The sequence below is a fragment of the Tengunoibacter tsumagoiensis genome (genome assembly GCF_003967535.1).
GTDB classification, from domain to species: domain Bacteria; phylum Chloroflexota; class Ktedonobacteria; order Ktedonobacterales; family Ktedonobacteraceae; genus Tengunoibacter; species Tengunoibacter tsumagoiensis.
This window is the reverse complement of sequence record NZ_BIFR01000001.1, coordinates 17515-33699: the sequence shown is the minus strand read 5'-3', so window position 1 is coordinate 33699 and position 16185 is coordinate 17515. Positions and strand designations below refer to the sequence as shown.

Here is a 16185-nt window from a genome sequence, read left to right as displayed (position 1 = left end):
GCTTAGCTCTGTCGTGAGCGCAGTTAAAGTTGTAATAGTGGCTGCTTTCTGAATGTAGAAGGACAGGTATTATCTCTACGCCTCCCTTATGATTTAATACATCAAACGCCATAATGCGGGATCATCATGATTTATCGTCAAATCATAACGCACGTCTCGCCGCATTCATCATCGATGCGGCGAGACGTGCGTTATCTCAGCCCTTTTTCATGAATGAACCATCATTGTGATGGTTGCTGCATGATATGCTGCGCACGGGCTTATTTTAACCGAGCTTCAATTGCAGCAAGTTGTTCTTTAAGTTTGCGATTCTCTTCGCGAACATCATCGAGATCTTTGCGTAGCAGCTTTAACTGCTCATCATCCTTTTTGTTTTGTCTGAGATTATGAGCAGCCAGGCGCATTCTACGTTTAGCCCCATCATCGAGCTCGGATTTTGCGGTAGTATCAAGCAAACCTGCGACACTTGCATCGCCCAGGCTCATCAGAGCGGCAGCAGAGGCCTGGCGTGCAGGGCTCCAACTGTCGTGTTGAACAGCATGGCTGAGCGCCGTTACTGCTTGCTTGCGGACCTCTTCGCTATAGAGCAGGCGATTAGAGCCTACTGCTTGAAGACCAAGTGCAGCAGCCATGCGCAGAGAGGGATAATTTTCGCTATTGTAAAGAGCTCTGGTGAGAATTGCAACTGCCTTTTCTTCTCCAGTAGCTCCTAAGCCCGCTGCGATCGAGCGATGGATATAATAGTTCCAGCTCGGTTTCTGGAAAAGCTGATCGAGAACCTCCACACTGCCAGCAGTTCGCGTCTGACCGAGCGCCTCGGCTGCTCCAGCTTCGACCAGATAGCTGACATCGCCTTTCTCTAACAGAGCACGTAGCGTCTCCGCTGCACGTTGAGCCAGCTCTGGTTGCTTGTTTTCCTGATAGGTTCCTAAGCGACGAGCAATGGTGCTGCGTACCCGTGAGAACTGCCTGGGATCAAGTTCATTGAGCGCCTGAATAAGGATATTCAAAGCCTTTTCGTTGCCATACTGGCCAATCGCGCGTGCTGCTTCGGCTCGAACCCCTTCAAAAGCATCATGAAAGAGAGCAGTTTTTAAGGCCTCTAGATTTGCTTCATCCTTTAGTTCACCGAGAGCTTCAGCTGCCTCAATCCGCCCCAGCACATCTGGATCGTTGGCCAACTGGTAGGTCAACATTTTTGTAGAGCGCTCGAACGAAAGGGTTTTAAGGAGCCAACCATCAGGATCGATACGGACCATCAGAGGTTCGCGCTCAAGGGGAAGATAGAAGCTCTGTTCCGTCTGACCTTCTTCACCTAACAGAACTTTTAAGGATATAGTACGAGTCTGCCCATTGGGATCATCAGCTACCGGAATAGTGAAGGCAATATCCAGGGGTGTATAGAAACAAGGTGTGAGATCATCAACCTTCTGCTTCTGCTTAATTTTAACCTTTGCCAGCTTGTTCTCACCATCCCAGGAATAGGTAACATCTAATTCGGGGTAGCCGCCACTGTAGATCCACTGTTGAAAGAAACGCGCCAGACTATGACCAGTCACCTCTTCCAGCGTGCGCTCGAGATCAGCAGTAATGACCTCTTTCGTGCGGTAGCGTTCTAGATAGGCTTGAATGCCACGTCGGAAATTATTCTCACCCAGTTGATGGCGCAGCATATGCAGCACCCAACCCCCTTTTTTATACAGGTGTGCATCGAAGAGCTCAAAGCCCTGGTCATGATAAGCATAGTAGACAACCGGGCGACGATAGCGTTTATCCTCAGCCAGATAGATCTGCTTCTCCTTGAGCATCTCATACTTAAAAGCATCCTGACCCCGATCATGTTCTCCCCATAACTGCTCAAAATACGTTGCAAAGCCTTCATTGAGCCAGCCGTTGGACCAATCGCGGCAGGTTACGAGATCGCCAAACCATTGATGTGCAAGTTCGTGCGCTACGACCAGAACCATATCATCATTGATATCCAGCGCCCCTTTTTTATCCGTTAATAGTGCAAAACTGTGTGTTGTGGCAGTTGTATGTTCCATGGCACCCGTGTAAATCTCTACCACAGTCTGTGCATATTTATCGTAAGCGTATTCAACCCCAGTATATTCTGAGAAGAATTGCATCATACGTGGGGTTTTTCCCATGTAGTGAGGGGCATCCTCTTTGCGGTCTTTGCGGACATAGTAAGTTACTGGTTTTTCTTTATACTTATCCTCAATAACAGCAAAATCGCCAACCACCAACGAGACGAGATAGGCAGCGTGAGGAACATTGTGTAGCCAGTGGTGAGTTCTGGTGGCACCGTGATCAATCACCTCAAGCAGATTTCCATTAGAGATCGTTACAAAGCGTGCAGGCACTGTCACAATGATCTCAGTCGTGGCTCGATCGTTTGGAGCATCATGGCAGGGGAACCAGTAGCTATGATAGCGAGGCTGACCAAAGGTCCAGGCATGTTCAAAACGTGTGGGATCTTCAGGTACTGGCTTCATAAAATGGAGCCCGGTACGTGGTCTGGCAGAATATGTAATGGCGACGGTAAATTCTTCCCCATGTTTATAAGGGCGATCAAGCGTCACTGCTAATTTTTTATCGGTCTGAGAATAGGCAAGTTTTGTGCCATCAGCAATACTAATCTCGGCGATCTGTAGCTCTACAGCATCAAAATAAATAGTTTTGACCTCTTCATAGAGTGCTACAAACGTGGTAAACGCAGTACCACTGATGGTCTCCTGCTCAAAATCGAGCGTGATCTCGAGCTTGACATGGGTCACATCGGCGGGCCGCTCTGGAGCATATTGTAAGGGGTCGCCAGGTAACTCAAAATCGCGTGCATGTGGTGTGGGCAAAGCGCTCTGTTCGCCCAGCAGAAAAAGGCTATAGCCATCCCCAATGTCTATAGTCTGTCCACGTTGGCAATGTTTCATAATCTCTCCTCGACTAACTGGTATAAAGTGTGATCGTCTGTATATCATATTACTAATGTCCATCTTTCTTCAAACCACAAACTCACCAATTTCGTAGTGGATTATAGGATGGTTTCTGTGCTGAAAGAGGATGGATATGCAGACAAGTATCGGGCCTCTGGCCCCGTTTGTGCGCTTCATTCGTGTCGCGCGTTTACTACTATGGACATTATGGGTAATTTATCGTGAGCGAAAACGGGTTATCCGGGCTCGCCAACGTGGTGATTATGAAGTAAAGCCTGATATTGAAGTGTTAATTGCTGTTCTGACGAATTTTAAGCGAACTGCACTCAGACTGGGTGTATTAACAATTAAATTGGGCCAGTTTTTGAGTTCAAGAGCAGATATACTTCCAGAGCAAGCGTTGGCTGTCCTGAGCACTTTGCAAGATGAAGTGCCTCCGGCCCCATTTGAGCATGTTGTAGCCACGATCGAAAAAGAGTTCGGACGGCCAGTGAATGAAATTTTTAGCGTTTTAGAGCAGAAGTGTACTGCCGCCGCCTCTCTAGGACAGGTTCATAAAGCCGTGTTAGCTGCGACTGGCGAGACCGTGGCGGTCAAAATTCAGCGACCACATATTGAGCAGCTTGTACGTCTGGACCTGCGCACCCTCAAATTTGTCATCTGGCTGATTAATAGATTTGTGGACACCAAAGACTTTATCGATCTGGGGAGCGTCTACCGTGAGTTTCGTCGCACAGTCTTTGAAGAGGTTGATTTTAAGATCGAGGCGGCTAATGCCGAACGTTTTCGTGAAATGTTTGCTGATGATCCAACCATCTATGTGCCAAAAGTGTATGCTGAGTATGTCTCACGGCATGTATTAGTCTTAGAATGGATTGATGGCATAAAGGTCAACGATTACGCTGCCCTCGATCTGGCTGGAATCGATCGTCTTGAGGTCGCTAATCGTACCATTAGAGCGTATTTTTACCAGTTTTTTGCCGCTGGCTTTTATCATGCTGATCCCCATCCAGGCAATATTTTTGTCAAACGCGGCTGCGATCCAGCCAACCCGATTGTCGCATTTGTAGACTTTGGAATGGTTGGATCTATTACACGGACGATGAAACGTCTTATGCGCTCTCTCTTCCTCAGTCTCGTAACACAAGATTCTGAAGGCATGGTCCAGGCATTAAATCAGCTAGGTTTCATTGGTGAGCGTGCAGACCTCAAAATGATTGAAGATGCACTAGGACTATTGCTTGAGCAATATTATGGGATGACATTGGGACAGGTGCGGGATCTGGATATGCGTTCGGTTGTCAGAGAGGTAAGCGACTTGCTCTATGATCAACCTTTCCGCATTCCGGCACAATTTGCCTTTAGCGGGCGTGCGGTGAGCACACTTGTTGGTGTTGCGACGGGCCTTGCACCTGACTTTAATTTTGTGGCAGTTGCAACCCCTTATGCGCAAAGTTTTCTAGGACTGGATATGAACAATTTGCGGGAGAGTGCACAGCAACTACTTAAGCAGACACTTGATATGGGAAAGGTTCTCCTCAAACTACCACATTCTATTGATCGTTTAGTGACACGTATTGATGCTGGTCAGGTCGAGGTACGGTTAGCCAATCTGGCAGGTAGTGGGAGTCATATTCGGCGAGGTAAGGCTGGCGGACAGCTTGTCCTGTCCGCTGGCCGGGGAAGCATAGGCTTTACCTTGTTGGGACTGGCATCGATGGCTGGCGGAATTTATCTCCTGACATCGCATCTGCCAGCCCCAGGATGGTTCTGTTTAGGTCTTGCAGCAATAACCACACTGGGCCTGTTCGTAAAGAGATAGGTTTTCTCCCTAATTATGCTCTTCCCAGCGAATCCACGTCTGATCTGGCTGCTGAAGTGCCCTTCTTTCGCGTGCGAGCTTAATGAGATGAGCGGTTACGGATTGTTCAGCAGCCGGGTGAAGGGCCGGATGGAGATCGGCATACATTTGTTGGACAAGAGCAGAAGTACTGATCGCCTGATCTGTTGTAGAGAGTGCCGAGAGAATCTGTTCTTCTCGCTGCAAGCGGTGAGCAATATAGTCAGCGATCTTTTGTTGTGGTTGCGTAATGATGGGACCATGGGCCGGAACGATCTCCTGAAGGGGAAGCTGTTGTAGACGGGCAAGAGAGTCTAAATAGGACTGCATATCTCCTTCTGGTGGAGCAATGACAACGGTCCCTTCTCCAGCCAGGAGATCGCCGGCAAAGAGAGTCTGAGTTTGTTCAAGATAAAAGCAGAGGTGGTCAAAGCGATGACCAGGAGTATGAATAGCGCGGAGGCCAGCTGGAAAGAGCAGCCCATCTGGCACCTCCTCGTCGGCTATGGGCACTCCCTGTCGACTAAAGGCATAGATAAAGATTCCTAACTCGCGCCGCAGGGCTAAGGCTCCTCCCATATGGTCGGGGTGTCCGTGAGTAATGAGAATGCGCCGAATACGTCCGCGCTCCTCCCCGGCTTTAAGTACAGCTGATAGGTAATCATGATCATCCACCGCCGGATCAATGACGGTTGCCCCTTCGACCCCACCTCCGACAATTACCGTAGTCGTGCCCGGACCTGTCAGGATAGAAGCATTGGGGGCGAGAATACACGTATAGGGAGAGAGTCTACTCATAAGCTACAGGCTTCTCTTTCGTTCTGCATAAAAAAGCGTCTCAGTGTTTCACAGTTGTCATCAACTGTAACTCGCGAAGTATATTCGACTGTATCTTACCATATTGAAGCATAGAGCAGAGTGGTATGATATATTTATATTACTTACAAGTCCTTATTTTTGGCCAGCTGAATCACAATGTATCTTGCGAAAAAGTACAGAAGATGGGTATTTGGATGTCTGATCATGACGATTTTTTAAGGCAAGTGGAGCATACCTGGCGCGTTGGATTGATTGGGAATCCCGTGGCTCACTCCTTCTCGCCGAGGTTTCAGCAGGCAGCGTTTAATGCCTTACAGATTCCTGCCCGCTATGAGCTATGGCCCACACCAGCAGAACAGCTGATAGAACGCATTCGTTCATTATGTGAAGAAGATTGTCTTGGGGCTAATGTGACTATTCCATATAAAGAGGCAGTCCTGCCACTTTTAGACAAAGTTGATCCACTGGCGACGCGGATAGGGGCAGTCAATACTATTGTACGTCAAGATGACTATTTATGCGGCTATAATACCGATGCGATGGGACTCTTATATGCCCTTTACGAAGAAGGCCTGGGTGAGCGTTCCGAGACGGGGCAGATCTCGTTAGCAGGCTATACCCTGATTTTATTGGGAGCTGGGGGAGCGGCTCGTGGGGCTGCCTTTGCTCTGGCCCAGGCTAATATTGACCGTCTCATTATCCTGAATCGTCATCTTGAACGTGCACAATTGTTAGCGGCTGAAGTGCAACAGGTATACGAAGGTCCAATTTTTTGCTTAAATGATGCTTCTTTTCTCATCCCTCATGGAAACTCAATCATTATCAATGCAACCTCTTTAGGTCTCCATGGTGATGTAAGCCCATTGCCAGCCGAGATCCTGGATCGCTTTGACAGTGATACATTTGTGTATGATATGATCTATAATCCCAGTCAGACATATCTCCTTTGTCAGGCGCGCATTATGGGCCTGCGTGTAGCCAATGGCCTCTCAATGCTTCTCCATCAAGGAGCGTTAGCTTTTAACTTATGGACAAAACATCCAGCTCCTCTTGACGTAATGAGAGCTGCGTTACTATGATATTGTGCCATAGTACGTCACCATGTGATAAAATAGGCCCGCAAGAAATGTTCTATTCGCTCTTCCCAATAGAATCCCAAATAAGCAAAAGCCATGTCGTGGCAGCTCCCCTTTAGCGAATGAATGGACAGAGGCATACAAGTTGTGCAATAGGATATGCACAGCGCGTGGCCTTCTTGTTAAAGCCAGACCAAATGAAGGAGCAAAGAAGAAACATGCATAAACTGACTCTATCGCTATTTCCGCAGGTATTTGCTATTTGTCGCTTGCACCCTGATGGGTATATTCCAAATTGGGCTCTGATTGGTGATTTTATCTCTCTTACACGCACTCCAGAAGAGCTCTCAATTATTTGCCCCCAGGAGAATGTTCCCGAAGATGCCCAGGCAGCCCGCCATTGGCGCTGTATTAAGGTAGATGGTCCGTTTGATTTCGCTGTCTCGGGCGTTCATGCCGCGTTAGCTCTTCCACTGGCAGAAGAGAATATCAGTGTTCTCTCTGTGGCAACCTATGAGACCGACTATATTTTGATCCAGGAACCAGATTTAGATCATGCCATTGCTGTTTTAAAGCAGGCTGGTCATACATTTAGAAATTAAGCTACCAGTAGAAATTAAGCTGCCAGCCCTCAAATGATAGAGATATAAGAGCGATATATTTCATATAGTAAATACATATAACTGTGTGGTAGATAGAGTGAGCTCTTAATCTGTCCAGGTGCCCAGAGGGAAGCAGGAGAAGATGTACCTTTATCGAATATAGATAATCTGTCTATATTTTTTAGAGGTCTGTATTGGTTTGAAAGCCTGCTATCCTCTTGTTGGCTATTTCCTGGTTTGTTGAAGATCTGCTGATCCTACCTGCGTATAATGAATGGTGCCATCGGCATTGAGATCAAGATGATAGATCTTTCTACCTGGAAAAGCCGTCTGAAGTTGCTGATAATCTGTCGCGTCACTGGCCAGTGCATAGATCAGATCTCCCTGTAGCTGTGGATCATTCAGGGGGAAAAGCACCATCTGATAGATTGCGTAATTCTCTGTAACAATAATGGCATGATGCAGGTCTGGTCGATAGAGTACTGGCAGATCGATTGGATAAACAGAAAGGCCACTGTAGTTTTGATACAAAACTATCTGACGAGGGAGATAATAGAAGACATTGCAGCTCAGTAAGCACAGCATCAGAGTCGTAGTGAAGAGATAGCCAGCGAATGGTAGCCCCATCTCTCGATGCTCATGTTTGAGCAGGAAGGTCCTATAAATACGAGCTGTCAGCTCTTTAGCAATTGCAATGAGTGTGAGTATTCCACGAGCAGTTAGTATCAGCAGAAATGGGAGCGTTTCGAAAAGATACCGTGGTCCTAGATAGATCCCATGATAGAAGTAGCCCACGAACGAGGCAGCGATGAGGCAGACGCAGGCTAAACATAACCAATCAACCATACGAGCGCGTAAAGTTAAAAAGGGAATAGCCATAAAGGCCAATGTCAGATAAAAAGGCCAGCCATAGAGATCGATGGACAGGATGGTCAGGATCTCATCCAGATTGACGAGGCCAGCGGCGACAGTATGCTGCCCATAGAAGCCGATACCAGGACCAAATCCCCAGCGATCCCCAGCGAAAAACAGCGTACGTGCAGAGGTAAAGGGATCGCCAGTAAGGCTCTGATTGACAGCGAGTGTAATCCCTCCAAAGAACAGACAGATCAGGAAAAAGCCTGTGGCTGGAAGCTTCCAGCGCCGCCGCTCCTGCCAGATCTGTTGGCGATAGAGCAGTACAATCATCGAGCAGCTCAGTCCAGCAAACAGAATTCCCACCAGATCACGAGTCAAAGCCCCCATTCCCAGGAGAAAAGCAGCGAAGAGAAGATTCCATCGTGCTCCTCCCTGGGTGAACCGTAGAAAGGCCCACAGACCCCAGATGAGGTAAAACAGGGCAATCGCATGGCTAAGGTAGCTGGCTGCTAGATAACTATAGAAAGGTGAAAAGGTCCCCAGAAGTACAGCAAGGGTGGCTACCTGGCGAGTATAGAGCCGGGCTGCGACTAAACCAATCCCAAGCAGAGCAAGCGTCCCAAGAACAGGCTCTACCAGCCAGGGAACCCCTAACCAGAGACCAGGGACTAAGGTAAGAGCTGTACCAGGTGGATACTGAGCAAACCAGCGCCCCTGAAAAGTAATCATAAAGGGACCAGGAAAATGACTTGCAGCAGGAGGGACTGGCACTGACAGATGTCCCTGTGCATACATTTTAGCGGCAAAGAGATAGGCATTGGCATCATAGATATGGGGTTGGCCGTTGTATTGTACACGTGCAATCCAGGCAACAAACAGGAATGAGAGGCAGAGCGCTAACAATGCTATGGGATGGAGCGCTTCCACAAGTTTCTGCCAGATTGTCCGCAGCCAGAGGAGGTTTTTTACCTTTGCCAACCTGGTTGTCGAAGGTTGCTCAGGCAAACCATATTCTGTATCTGGTGAATAGAAAGGGATAGACTGGTAGTGATCTTCATAGAATTCAGGATCAAAATCCCCAGAATGAGGAAGATCTTCTGTAATTGCCGTCAGATCGGCTCTGGGAAAGCTTGTATGAGAGATGAGCGTTTCTTGAAGAACGGGAGGCGTGGAAGGGATATAAGAGCTCTTCGCAGGCGAAAAAGAGTGCTGCACCTTAGCTGTAGATGGAGCGAAGTAGATTTGTCGGAGCAATAATGCAGAGAGGAGCGCCACGATCATCTCGCATAGTAAAACAGCACCTAAGAGCACAAGAGCCCAGAGGAGTACACGTACGAGGAGATCCAGTACCATAACCCCAAAGGGAAGCGCATCTGTAGGAAAGAAGGACTTATTGAGCTCAACATCCGCCAGACCAGAATGTGATTGAATAACCTGAACAAAACGATCATTCCGGTTGATCACAATAGAGATACTCTCCTGATCATTGATAATGAGAGAGATTGTTCGCTGCGTCTCGGGCCGTTGGAGCTGCATAGTGACCTGCCAGCCTGTTCCGTGGGGAAGAGGAAAGCTGGAACCATTGGCAGGATCTCCCATGGAAACATCTGATCGTTGAGAAGCTGGACTGTGGATATGAACATTGCGCCACTGACTGGTTCCAGCCAGATCGCGCATCCAGGCCTGGAAACGGTAATAAGGGGTTGTAGAGATCTGATCGAGATAATTTCTATCAAGCGTGAAATTATTTGTACTATCACTGCCATCAATCTGGTACTCATGAACAACGGGATCAGTGGCATCAAATTGTAGAGATTCTGGTGCCTCTTTTATATCAATAGGAAGAACGGTATTCCCAACATGGAGTGTTAACTTCCCTGCATGACTCTCCAGCGAGACCGGTAATGTAAAATGGTAGCAGAGCCTGTCTAATCCGAGCAGCAGACCTAGCCCTAAGAGGAGGAGTACTGTATAGCGGGCAGTATGCCATGGTCTTCCTCGCATCATCATATTTTGCATATTTCTTTCCCTACTTTTGCCTTCTCTACAGTCTATTTTACGCTCTTTATCGAGGGTATGGTACACTATTCTGAGTATTGGTAGTTTAAAAACTGAGCATTTTCTAGCTACCATTGTATGTCATAGGATATATGTAGCAGTATACAGGGGGGGACGAAGCAATTCTCATCTAACAATCAAGTGATGAGGCACTGAATACGTCCATTCCTCGCTGTATTGTATGTTACATCATTATTACTAAGCTTGCTTGCTGGTACTTTTATAGTGAGAAAGAGATAGTTAGACGTGAGATTTGTCAGTTTTTCAACAAACTTGTTGCCAGTTCCGCATCTAGGTCTGATGCGTGGAGAAGAGGTAGTGGACGTTGATCTTGCGGGGCGTGTGCTTGGCCTGCCAGTTCCAGACCAGATGCAGGAGCTGATTGAACACTATGAGCACTATCAGACAAGTTTGCAAGCGATTATAGAGAGAGCTGGAGAGAGACCTTTTACAGAGGTGAAGATCTTTCGTGAGATAGGGGCGGCCCATGATCTGCAAGCCGTGACTCTGGCAGCTCCCATTGTGCGTCCGCGTAAAAATATTTTCTGCCTGGCTGTTAATTATGTAGCTCATGCCCAGGAGACGGCAGAGATTCGTCAGCGGAGTGCTGAGGCCCCGGCGGACCCGGTCTTTTTTACCAAGGCGCCGACCACCGTTAATGCACCATTTGGATCAATTATCATTGATCCAGAGGTTTCCACCGAGATTGATTGGGAGGTTGAGCTAGGGGTGATTATTGGCAAAGCGGGCAAAAACATTTCTGCACATGAGGCCATGAACTATGTTTTTGGCTACACCGTCCTGAACGACGTCACGGCACGTGATCTGCAAGCCAGACACAAGCAATTTTTCAAAGGGAAGAGCCTTGATGGGTCATGTCCCATGGGTCCCTGGATTGTCACAGCCGATGAGATTGCAGACCCCCATCATCTGGCAATCAGATTGAAGGTAAATAATGTTATTAAACAGGATGGGAATACAGAGCAGATGATCTTCTCCATTCCCCAGACAATCGAAGTCCTTTCCCGGGGTATGACATTGGAGCCAGGGGATATCATTGCCACAGGGACACCTAGTGGAGTTGGCTTCTCGCGCAAACCAGCCGAATTCCTCAGACCAGGCGACCTGATGGAATCCGAGATTGAAGGGATTGGGGTTCTGCGCAATTCAATCGTCAGAGCATAGCATCTGAGCGTGAGTGGATAAAGATCTGCAATTTAGAGCTATCATCACTTAGTGAGAGCGTGCAAGTGATGATAGCTCTAAATTGCAGAGGAGATTATGCCTTCAACGAATGAATTACGCCTGACCCTCTTCTCGTATCCAATGTGGGAGAGCGCCCCAGAGATTCAGAGCCATCGTGCGCGTATGCCAGAGACGTGGGGGAGCAGTCACATCGCGATCATGATACTGCTGAATCTCCGCCGAGAGCTCGAGATGAATAAGTTCAGGATCGGCAATGCGTAAAAAGAGATCATTGCTAGCGCCATGGCGACCGGGTCCCCAGAGGAGAGGAACCTCATAGTTGCTTAAATAATCGGCCCAGCGCAGTAATTCATCTCCATTAGCGATCGTATAGCCGACATGATCGATACCTGGAGTGCCTTGAATCAAGAGGAGAGTATGGTGATTTTGATTACAGCGGAGCCAGGCGCGCTCTCGCAAGAGCCAGTCTGACATATCGAAGCCCAACGCTTCCGTATAGAACTCAACCATTGTCTCTAACCGAGCAGTATAGAGAGCGATATGTTGAAGCCCATAAGGGCGAAGAGGGACATGTTTCATAGGAGCATGTTGTAAGAACAGAGCATCGCGAGCCACCACAATCTCCAGACGATTCTGATCGGGATCATTGAGCCAGAGACTGCTTCCAGAATCGGGATCATCGCCTCGTGGTTCAAGAGAGAACTCAACCCCTGACTGATTGAGCCGGGCGGCCAGAGCAGCCAGTTCAGCATCAGTATCGACCTCAAAAGTCAGATGATGGAGGGGGGAGAACTGTACGGGTTTGCGACCAGTTGTATTTGCGGTGCGGGTATCAGTATAGATACTGAGACAAGATTGTTCGCTCGACAGAGCAAGCAACAGATTGGCCTCATCGCTATCCAGATCGAGATCATCCTGGCTGGTTGTTTTTATCTGCATCCCCAGAACCTGGGAATAAAACTTTGCTTCTGCTGTTAGATCCTTTGCCCACAGTCCTACTTGTGCCAATCGCTTAACTTTCACTTTTTGTATCTGTTGATTGCTCATGGCTACCTCCTCTTGCCTGCCTGCATGATATGTGCAATTTCAAAAAGTATCATACCTGCCAAGAGTTGAGGGGTCAATGAAACTACCCGAAGGTCATAGTCGTAGACTGGTCATAGACGGGCTCCAGTGGAGCTCGTCTGTATTAGACTTCGTCAGCCGTGAGGGTTCTGGGGGCTGGCATGGGAGTAATGACCTGTTTTTCGCTATCCATGAGCCGATCTGGCATGGGAGTAACAGCATATTTTCCACTATCCAGGAAATGTTCTATATTAGTAGAAGAGAGATCGATGGTCTCCAGCACACGAATCAGAGGAGTCGTGGGCATAGGAGTTTCAGGAAAGAATTGTGCTTCGGCGGCATCCAGTCCTTGTTGTGTAGAAGGGAGTGGAGGAATAGAGAAGAGAAGAGCTTCTGGAGCCTGTAGAGCCTCATGGTCAGACAGCATAGGCGTATTGAGGGCCTCCTCACCCCATTCATCATGAAAGAGTAGTTGTAAGATAATTAATGTCGTCATCATGCAGAGAACGGCCAGGATTAAAAGGACGGACCAGCTATAGAGCACGAACAGAACCGCCACGATCGCCGCGGCCAGGATCACCACAATCAAGCGGGCTGCATGAGCGAGAGTAATGCGGCGGGCCCAGAAGTGGATAAAGCGTAGCTGGAGGATCGTTACAGTATCAATGCACCAGACGCCATGGAGCAAGAGCTGGCGATGCCATTGAGAAGCTCGATCTGTATTGGCGCAGATACGCATAGCGCTGGGCCAATATGCCTGACTTACAGAGCGTTGTTTAAACGTGTAAACTTGTTCATCACTACCCATACATCCTCACTTACCCCGCCTCCCAGGTTTACCATTTATCGAGACACTGAAGTACCGGCGTTATTGCCGGTAGGCTCCAGCCCCGGATGTAGAACACAGCATGCCCCACCCCATCATCCACACTGAAAGAGAACAGCCCCGTTACCTCTGCTGTGTGAGTCTGTGTAACGCCACGACCCCACCCTACCACACAGCCAGAGCCTTTCTACAAGCTTAATCGATCCAGCCACCAATAGTTGCCCCATTCAACCACCACAACGCCCATCACCATTGGACCTCACACTACCCCACTTCACAGAGGAACGATTCAAGCTGTCATAGGTTCTGATATTTCCGTTACCCCACACTCCATCACAGAGGTATCAGCGAGCCATCTCTTCCAACCTCACCACTTTTTATGCGTTGCTAGTCTGTACAGAACCGACTAGTACTTCTAAAAAGAGGTGCTATGCCCACACCGGCACTTCACTGGCACGATAAAAATCACCCTTTTTTGAGCAAGCCTGGTGGAGTCCATCCCTACCCACACATCCCTTTTTGAGCTCAATAGAGAGAGACTAACACAAAAGGAGTTTGTATTAGTCTATTCTTTTACCGATTTCCTTTTTCGTACAGGGGTATTGTACTTGTTCTCAGTCTCTATAATGGTAAGGAAAATATGGAGATTATGTTGAGAACGAAAGATTTTTTTATTCAATTCTTAACTTGATGATTGATATATATCTTTATAAAGATATTGTTAAGGTTGTGGTGGAAGGGAATCTGTGTGCAGACGAGTTGAAAAGGGACAAAAAAAGAGCATGCCTGGCGGATAGCTCTTAGTGGAACAACGGATAGGTTAATCGTTCGTGAGAGTGCCAGGCATGCCTTCTTCGACATGAATTGTGCCATGTAACACATGAGAGGGGGGAGAATAGGCAGGAGGATCCCAATCGAAGCTCACTTTTTCGCGTTTAATGGGCATATTAGCGAGCAAGAAGTCCAATTCCCCATTGTGCGAAAGATTGACCTGCATCTGTTCAGCATCGATCTCGAGTCGCCGTGAGACAACGCTTAAGATCTCCTCTCGAATAATCTCCAGGAGCTCAGGATTGAGCTTGAGGCGATCGTAGGAAAGAACGACCTTCAAACGTTCTTTTGCGACCTCGCCTGGAGTTGGTTTTTTGCGTCCGACCATAAATTCAAACACACTCATTCTGTGAATCCCTTCTAAGAAGGCTGAGAGCGTTCCTCAGTCAGGGCTGGGCCAAAGCCCACAAAACGGCGTAAACGTTCTATTAATGAGGGAGCCTCTGCGAGTTCATCAAGAGGGACCTCCTCACCGAGGAGACGCTGGGCTGTATTTACAAAGGCGCGGCCAGCTCGTGAGCGTTTGTCATAGATGGCTGGTTCACCTTTATTTGTTGCCACAATGATCAGCTCATCTTCAGGGATGATCCCCATGAGATCGATGCCCAACACTTCGAGCACATCGGCCACATCCATCATATCGCCGCGCTTGACCATCTCCGGGCGCAGCCGATTAAGGATCAAGCGGGGTTCAGGTTTTCCCGCGGACTCAACCAGACCGATGATCCGATCTGCGTCACGTACCGAAGCCATTTCGGGGTTAGCAACAATAAGAATCTCATCGGCCCCTACAATGGCATTGCGGAACCCCTGTTCGATGCCTGCGGGAGAGTCAATGAGAATAAGATCAAACTCTTGCCGCATTTGTTGGCAGAGCTGCACCATCTGGGTGCTATTGATCGCATTTTTATCGCGCGTCTGGGCTGCTGGTAAAAGATAGAACTCTGGGAGGCGTTTATCTTTGATTAAGGCCTGACGGAGGCGGCATTGTCCTTCGACCACATCGACCAGATCGTAGACGATGCGGTTCTCCAGACCTAAGGTGGCATCGAGATTGCGCAGGCCGATATCTGCATCGACCACGACAACTTTTTTGCCCTGAGCTGCCAGGGCACTGCCGAGGTTGGCGGTGGTAGTCGTTTTGCCTACTCCACCCTTGCCAGAAGTAATTGTGATGACACGGCTATCCATGCTTGACTCCATTCGAAGAACTTTTCAGGCTTCTGTAGATCTAGTATACCACGATTTTTTGTGGAGATTGAAAAGTCTGGACCTGTGAATATACTAGGCTCTACTTGCGTGGAGGGCGACCACTGACCCAGGTTTCAACAATAATCTGCCCATGACGAATGGCTGCTACCTCAGCTCGCAATTGTGCTTCGAAGCCTTCAGGTGGTCGAGAAAGCAGGTGCGCAATGCGTAATTGGACAGGAGCTAGCTGTAAAGAGCAGACGACTGCCTGATCGTTATCGGGGTAGCCTGCATGAACCATGCCGCGAAGTACTCCCCAGACAATGATATCACCACCAGCCACAATTTCAGCTCCCGGGTTTACATCTCCAAGCACAACAATATTGCTGGCATGATGAATGGCTTGGCCCGAACGAATAGTGCGGCGTAGGAAGAGTGTATCGGTGTTCTCGCGCTGTTCAACTGAGAGGTCTCGTGTGACATTTCCTTGACTGGATGTTTCTGGAAGCGATGCTGTCCTGGGCGTGCGCTGAAGTTCTAGCTGCGAAGGAGTTGAAGGGCGTGAAGGTTTTGAGGGCCTGGATGGCATCTCTTGAGCTGAGACAGACATCTGATACCCGGCTAATAGCTCTTCTAATTGCAGGCGTTCATTTATTCGGAGGGCTCGCTGGCTTGTATCTACAGTGAGAGCTGCCCCACGAAAAAAGGCGGGTGATTCGGCCAGCCGCTCTGCAAGTGCATTCAACAGTTCGCTGAAAGGGGTTTCAGGCTCTAAGGTCAGCAGCAGGCCGCTGCGTGTTCCTTTGATCGCAATATATCCTGGCACAGACTGGTGCTCCTCTCTTCCCTGCCTGCTTGCTGATGGTTGTGAGGATGA

The 16185-nt window shown here is 48.4% G+C and carries 12 protein-coding genes; 4 read left to right on the top strand and 8 right to left on the bottom strand.

Features of this window, described 5'->3' with window-relative positions; genetic code table 11:
- Positions 1–260: 260 nt before the first annotated feature.
- Positions 261–2933: a M1 family aminopeptidase gene (locus EL628_RS00125; RefSeq protein WP_161975167.1), complete on the bottom strand. Its 2673-nt coding sequence runs from the start codon at positions 2931–2933 to the stop codon at positions 261–263.
- A gap of 136 nt (positions 2934–3069) precedes the next feature.
- Here EL628_RS00125 and EL628_RS00120 point away from each other — a divergent pair, with 136 nt between their 5' ends.
- On the top strand, positions 3070–4758 hold the full coding sequence (locus EL628_RS00120) for an ABC1 kinase family protein (RefSeq protein ID WP_161975166.1): 1689 nt from the start codon (positions 3070–3072) through the stop codon (positions 4756–4758).
- Positions 4759–4767: 9 nt separating this feature from the next.
- On the opposite strand, the gene EL628_RS00115 is transcribed toward EL628_RS00120, so the two are convergent.
- The gene (locus tag EL628_RS00115) at positions 4768–5574 is read right to left on the bottom strand and encodes an MBL fold metallo-hydrolase (protein ID WP_126577786.1); all 807 of its coding nucleotides are present in this window, start codon (positions 5572–5574) and stop codon (positions 4768–4770) included.
- Between the two features lie 215 nt (positions 5575–5789).
- Between EL628_RS00115 and aroE the strand changes: the two genes are divergently transcribed.
- Positions 5790–6674, top strand: coding sequence for a shikimate dehydrogenase (gene aroE / locus EL628_RS00110; protein ID WP_161975165.1), 885 nt, complete (start codon positions 5790–5792; stop codon positions 6672–6674).
- Positions 6675–6889: 215 nt separating this feature from the next.
- Positions 6890–7273 (top strand): ACT domain-containing protein, encoded by a 384-nt coding sequence (locus EL628_RS00105; protein ID WP_126577784.1) that lies wholly within the window; start codon positions 6890–6892, stop codon positions 7271–7273.
- A 225-nt stretch (positions 7274–7498) separates the two neighbouring features.
- On the opposite strand, the gene EL628_RS00100 is transcribed toward EL628_RS00105, so the two are convergent.
- A complete protein-coding gene (locus EL628_RS00100) occupies positions 7499–10150 on the bottom strand; it encodes an ArnT family glycosyltransferase (RefSeq protein ID WP_161975164.1) in 2652 nt (883 codons plus the stop codon).
- Positions 10151–10435: 285 nt separating this feature from the next.
- Here EL628_RS00100 and EL628_RS00095 point away from each other — a divergent pair, with 285 nt between their 5' ends.
- The gene (locus EL628_RS00095) at positions 10436–11374 is read left to right on the top strand and encodes a fumarylacetoacetate hydrolase family protein (RefSeq protein WP_218028847.1); all 939 of its coding nucleotides are present in this window, start codon (positions 10436–10438) and stop codon (positions 11372–11374) included.
- Between the two features lie 114 nt (positions 11375–11488).
- On the opposite strand, the gene EL628_RS00090 is transcribed toward EL628_RS00095, so the two are convergent.
- The 5 genes from EL628_RS00090 to minC form a co-directional block, all read right to left on the bottom strand.
- Entirely contained in the window at positions 11489–12442 is a 954-nt protein-coding gene (locus EL628_RS00090; RefSeq protein WP_126577782.1) for a VOC family protein, read from the bottom strand.
- A gap of 142 nt (positions 12443–12584) precedes the next feature.
- On the bottom strand, positions 12585–13268 hold the full coding sequence (locus tag EL628_RS00085) for a hypothetical protein (RefSeq protein WP_126577781.1): 684 nt from the start codon (positions 13266–13268) through the stop codon (positions 12585–12587).
- 838 nt (positions 13269–14106) lie between these two features.
- Entirely contained in the window at positions 14107–14463 is a 357-nt protein-coding gene (gene minE / locus EL628_RS00080) for a cell division topological specificity factor MinE (protein WP_126577780.1), read from the bottom strand.
- Between the two features lie 14 nt (positions 14464–14477).
- Positions 14478–15308 (bottom strand): septum site-determining protein MinD, encoded by an 831-nt coding sequence (gene minD / locus EL628_RS00075; protein WP_126577779.1) that lies wholly within the window; start codon positions 15306–15308, stop codon positions 14478–14480.
- 100 nt (positions 15309–15408) lie between these two features.
- Positions 15409–16134: a septum site-determining protein MinC gene (gene minC, locus EL628_RS00070; RefSeq protein ID WP_161975163.1), complete on the bottom strand. Its 726-nt coding sequence runs from the start codon at positions 16132–16134 to the stop codon at positions 15409–15411.
- Positions 16135–16185: the final 51 nt, after the last annotated feature.

Bases quoted from the DNA above. Each gene is read 5' to 3' on its own strand.
- EL628_RS00125 (WP_161975167.1), bottom strand. From the start codon at position 2,933: ATGAAACATTGCCAACGTGGACAGACTATAGACATTGGGGATGGCTAT.
- EL628_RS00120 (WP_161975166.1), top strand. From the start codon at position 3,070: ATGCAGACAAGTATCGGGCCTCTGGCCCCGTTTGTGCGCTTCATTCGT.
- EL628_RS00115 (WP_126577786.1), bottom strand. From the start codon at position 5,574: ATGAGTAGACTCTCTCCCTATACGTGTATTCTCGCCCCCAATGCTTCT.
- aroE (WP_161975165.1), top strand. From the start codon at position 5,790: ATGTCTGATCATGACGATTTTTTAAGGCAAGTGGAGCATACCTGGCGC.
- EL628_RS00105 (WP_126577784.1), top strand. From the start codon at position 6,890: ATGCATAAACTGACTCTATCGCTATTTCCGCAGGTATTTGCTATTTGT.
- EL628_RS00100 (WP_161975164.1), bottom strand. From the start codon at position 10,150: ATGCAAAATATGATGATGCGAGGAAGACCATGGCATACTGCCCGCTAT.
- EL628_RS00090 (WP_126577782.1), bottom strand. From the start codon at position 12,442: ATGAGCAATCAACAGATACAAAAAGTGAAAGTTAAGCGATTGGCACAA.
- EL628_RS00085 (WP_126577781.1), bottom strand. From the start codon at position 13,268: ATGGGTAGTGATGAACAAGTTTACACGTTTAAACAACGCTCTGTAAGT.
- minE (WP_126577780.1), bottom strand. From the start codon at position 14,463: ATGAGTGTGTTTGAATTTATGGTCGGACGCAAAAAACCAACTCCAGGC.
- minD (WP_126577779.1), bottom strand. From the start codon at position 15,308: ATGGATAGCCGTGTCATCACAATTACTTCTGGCAAGGGTGGAGTAGGC.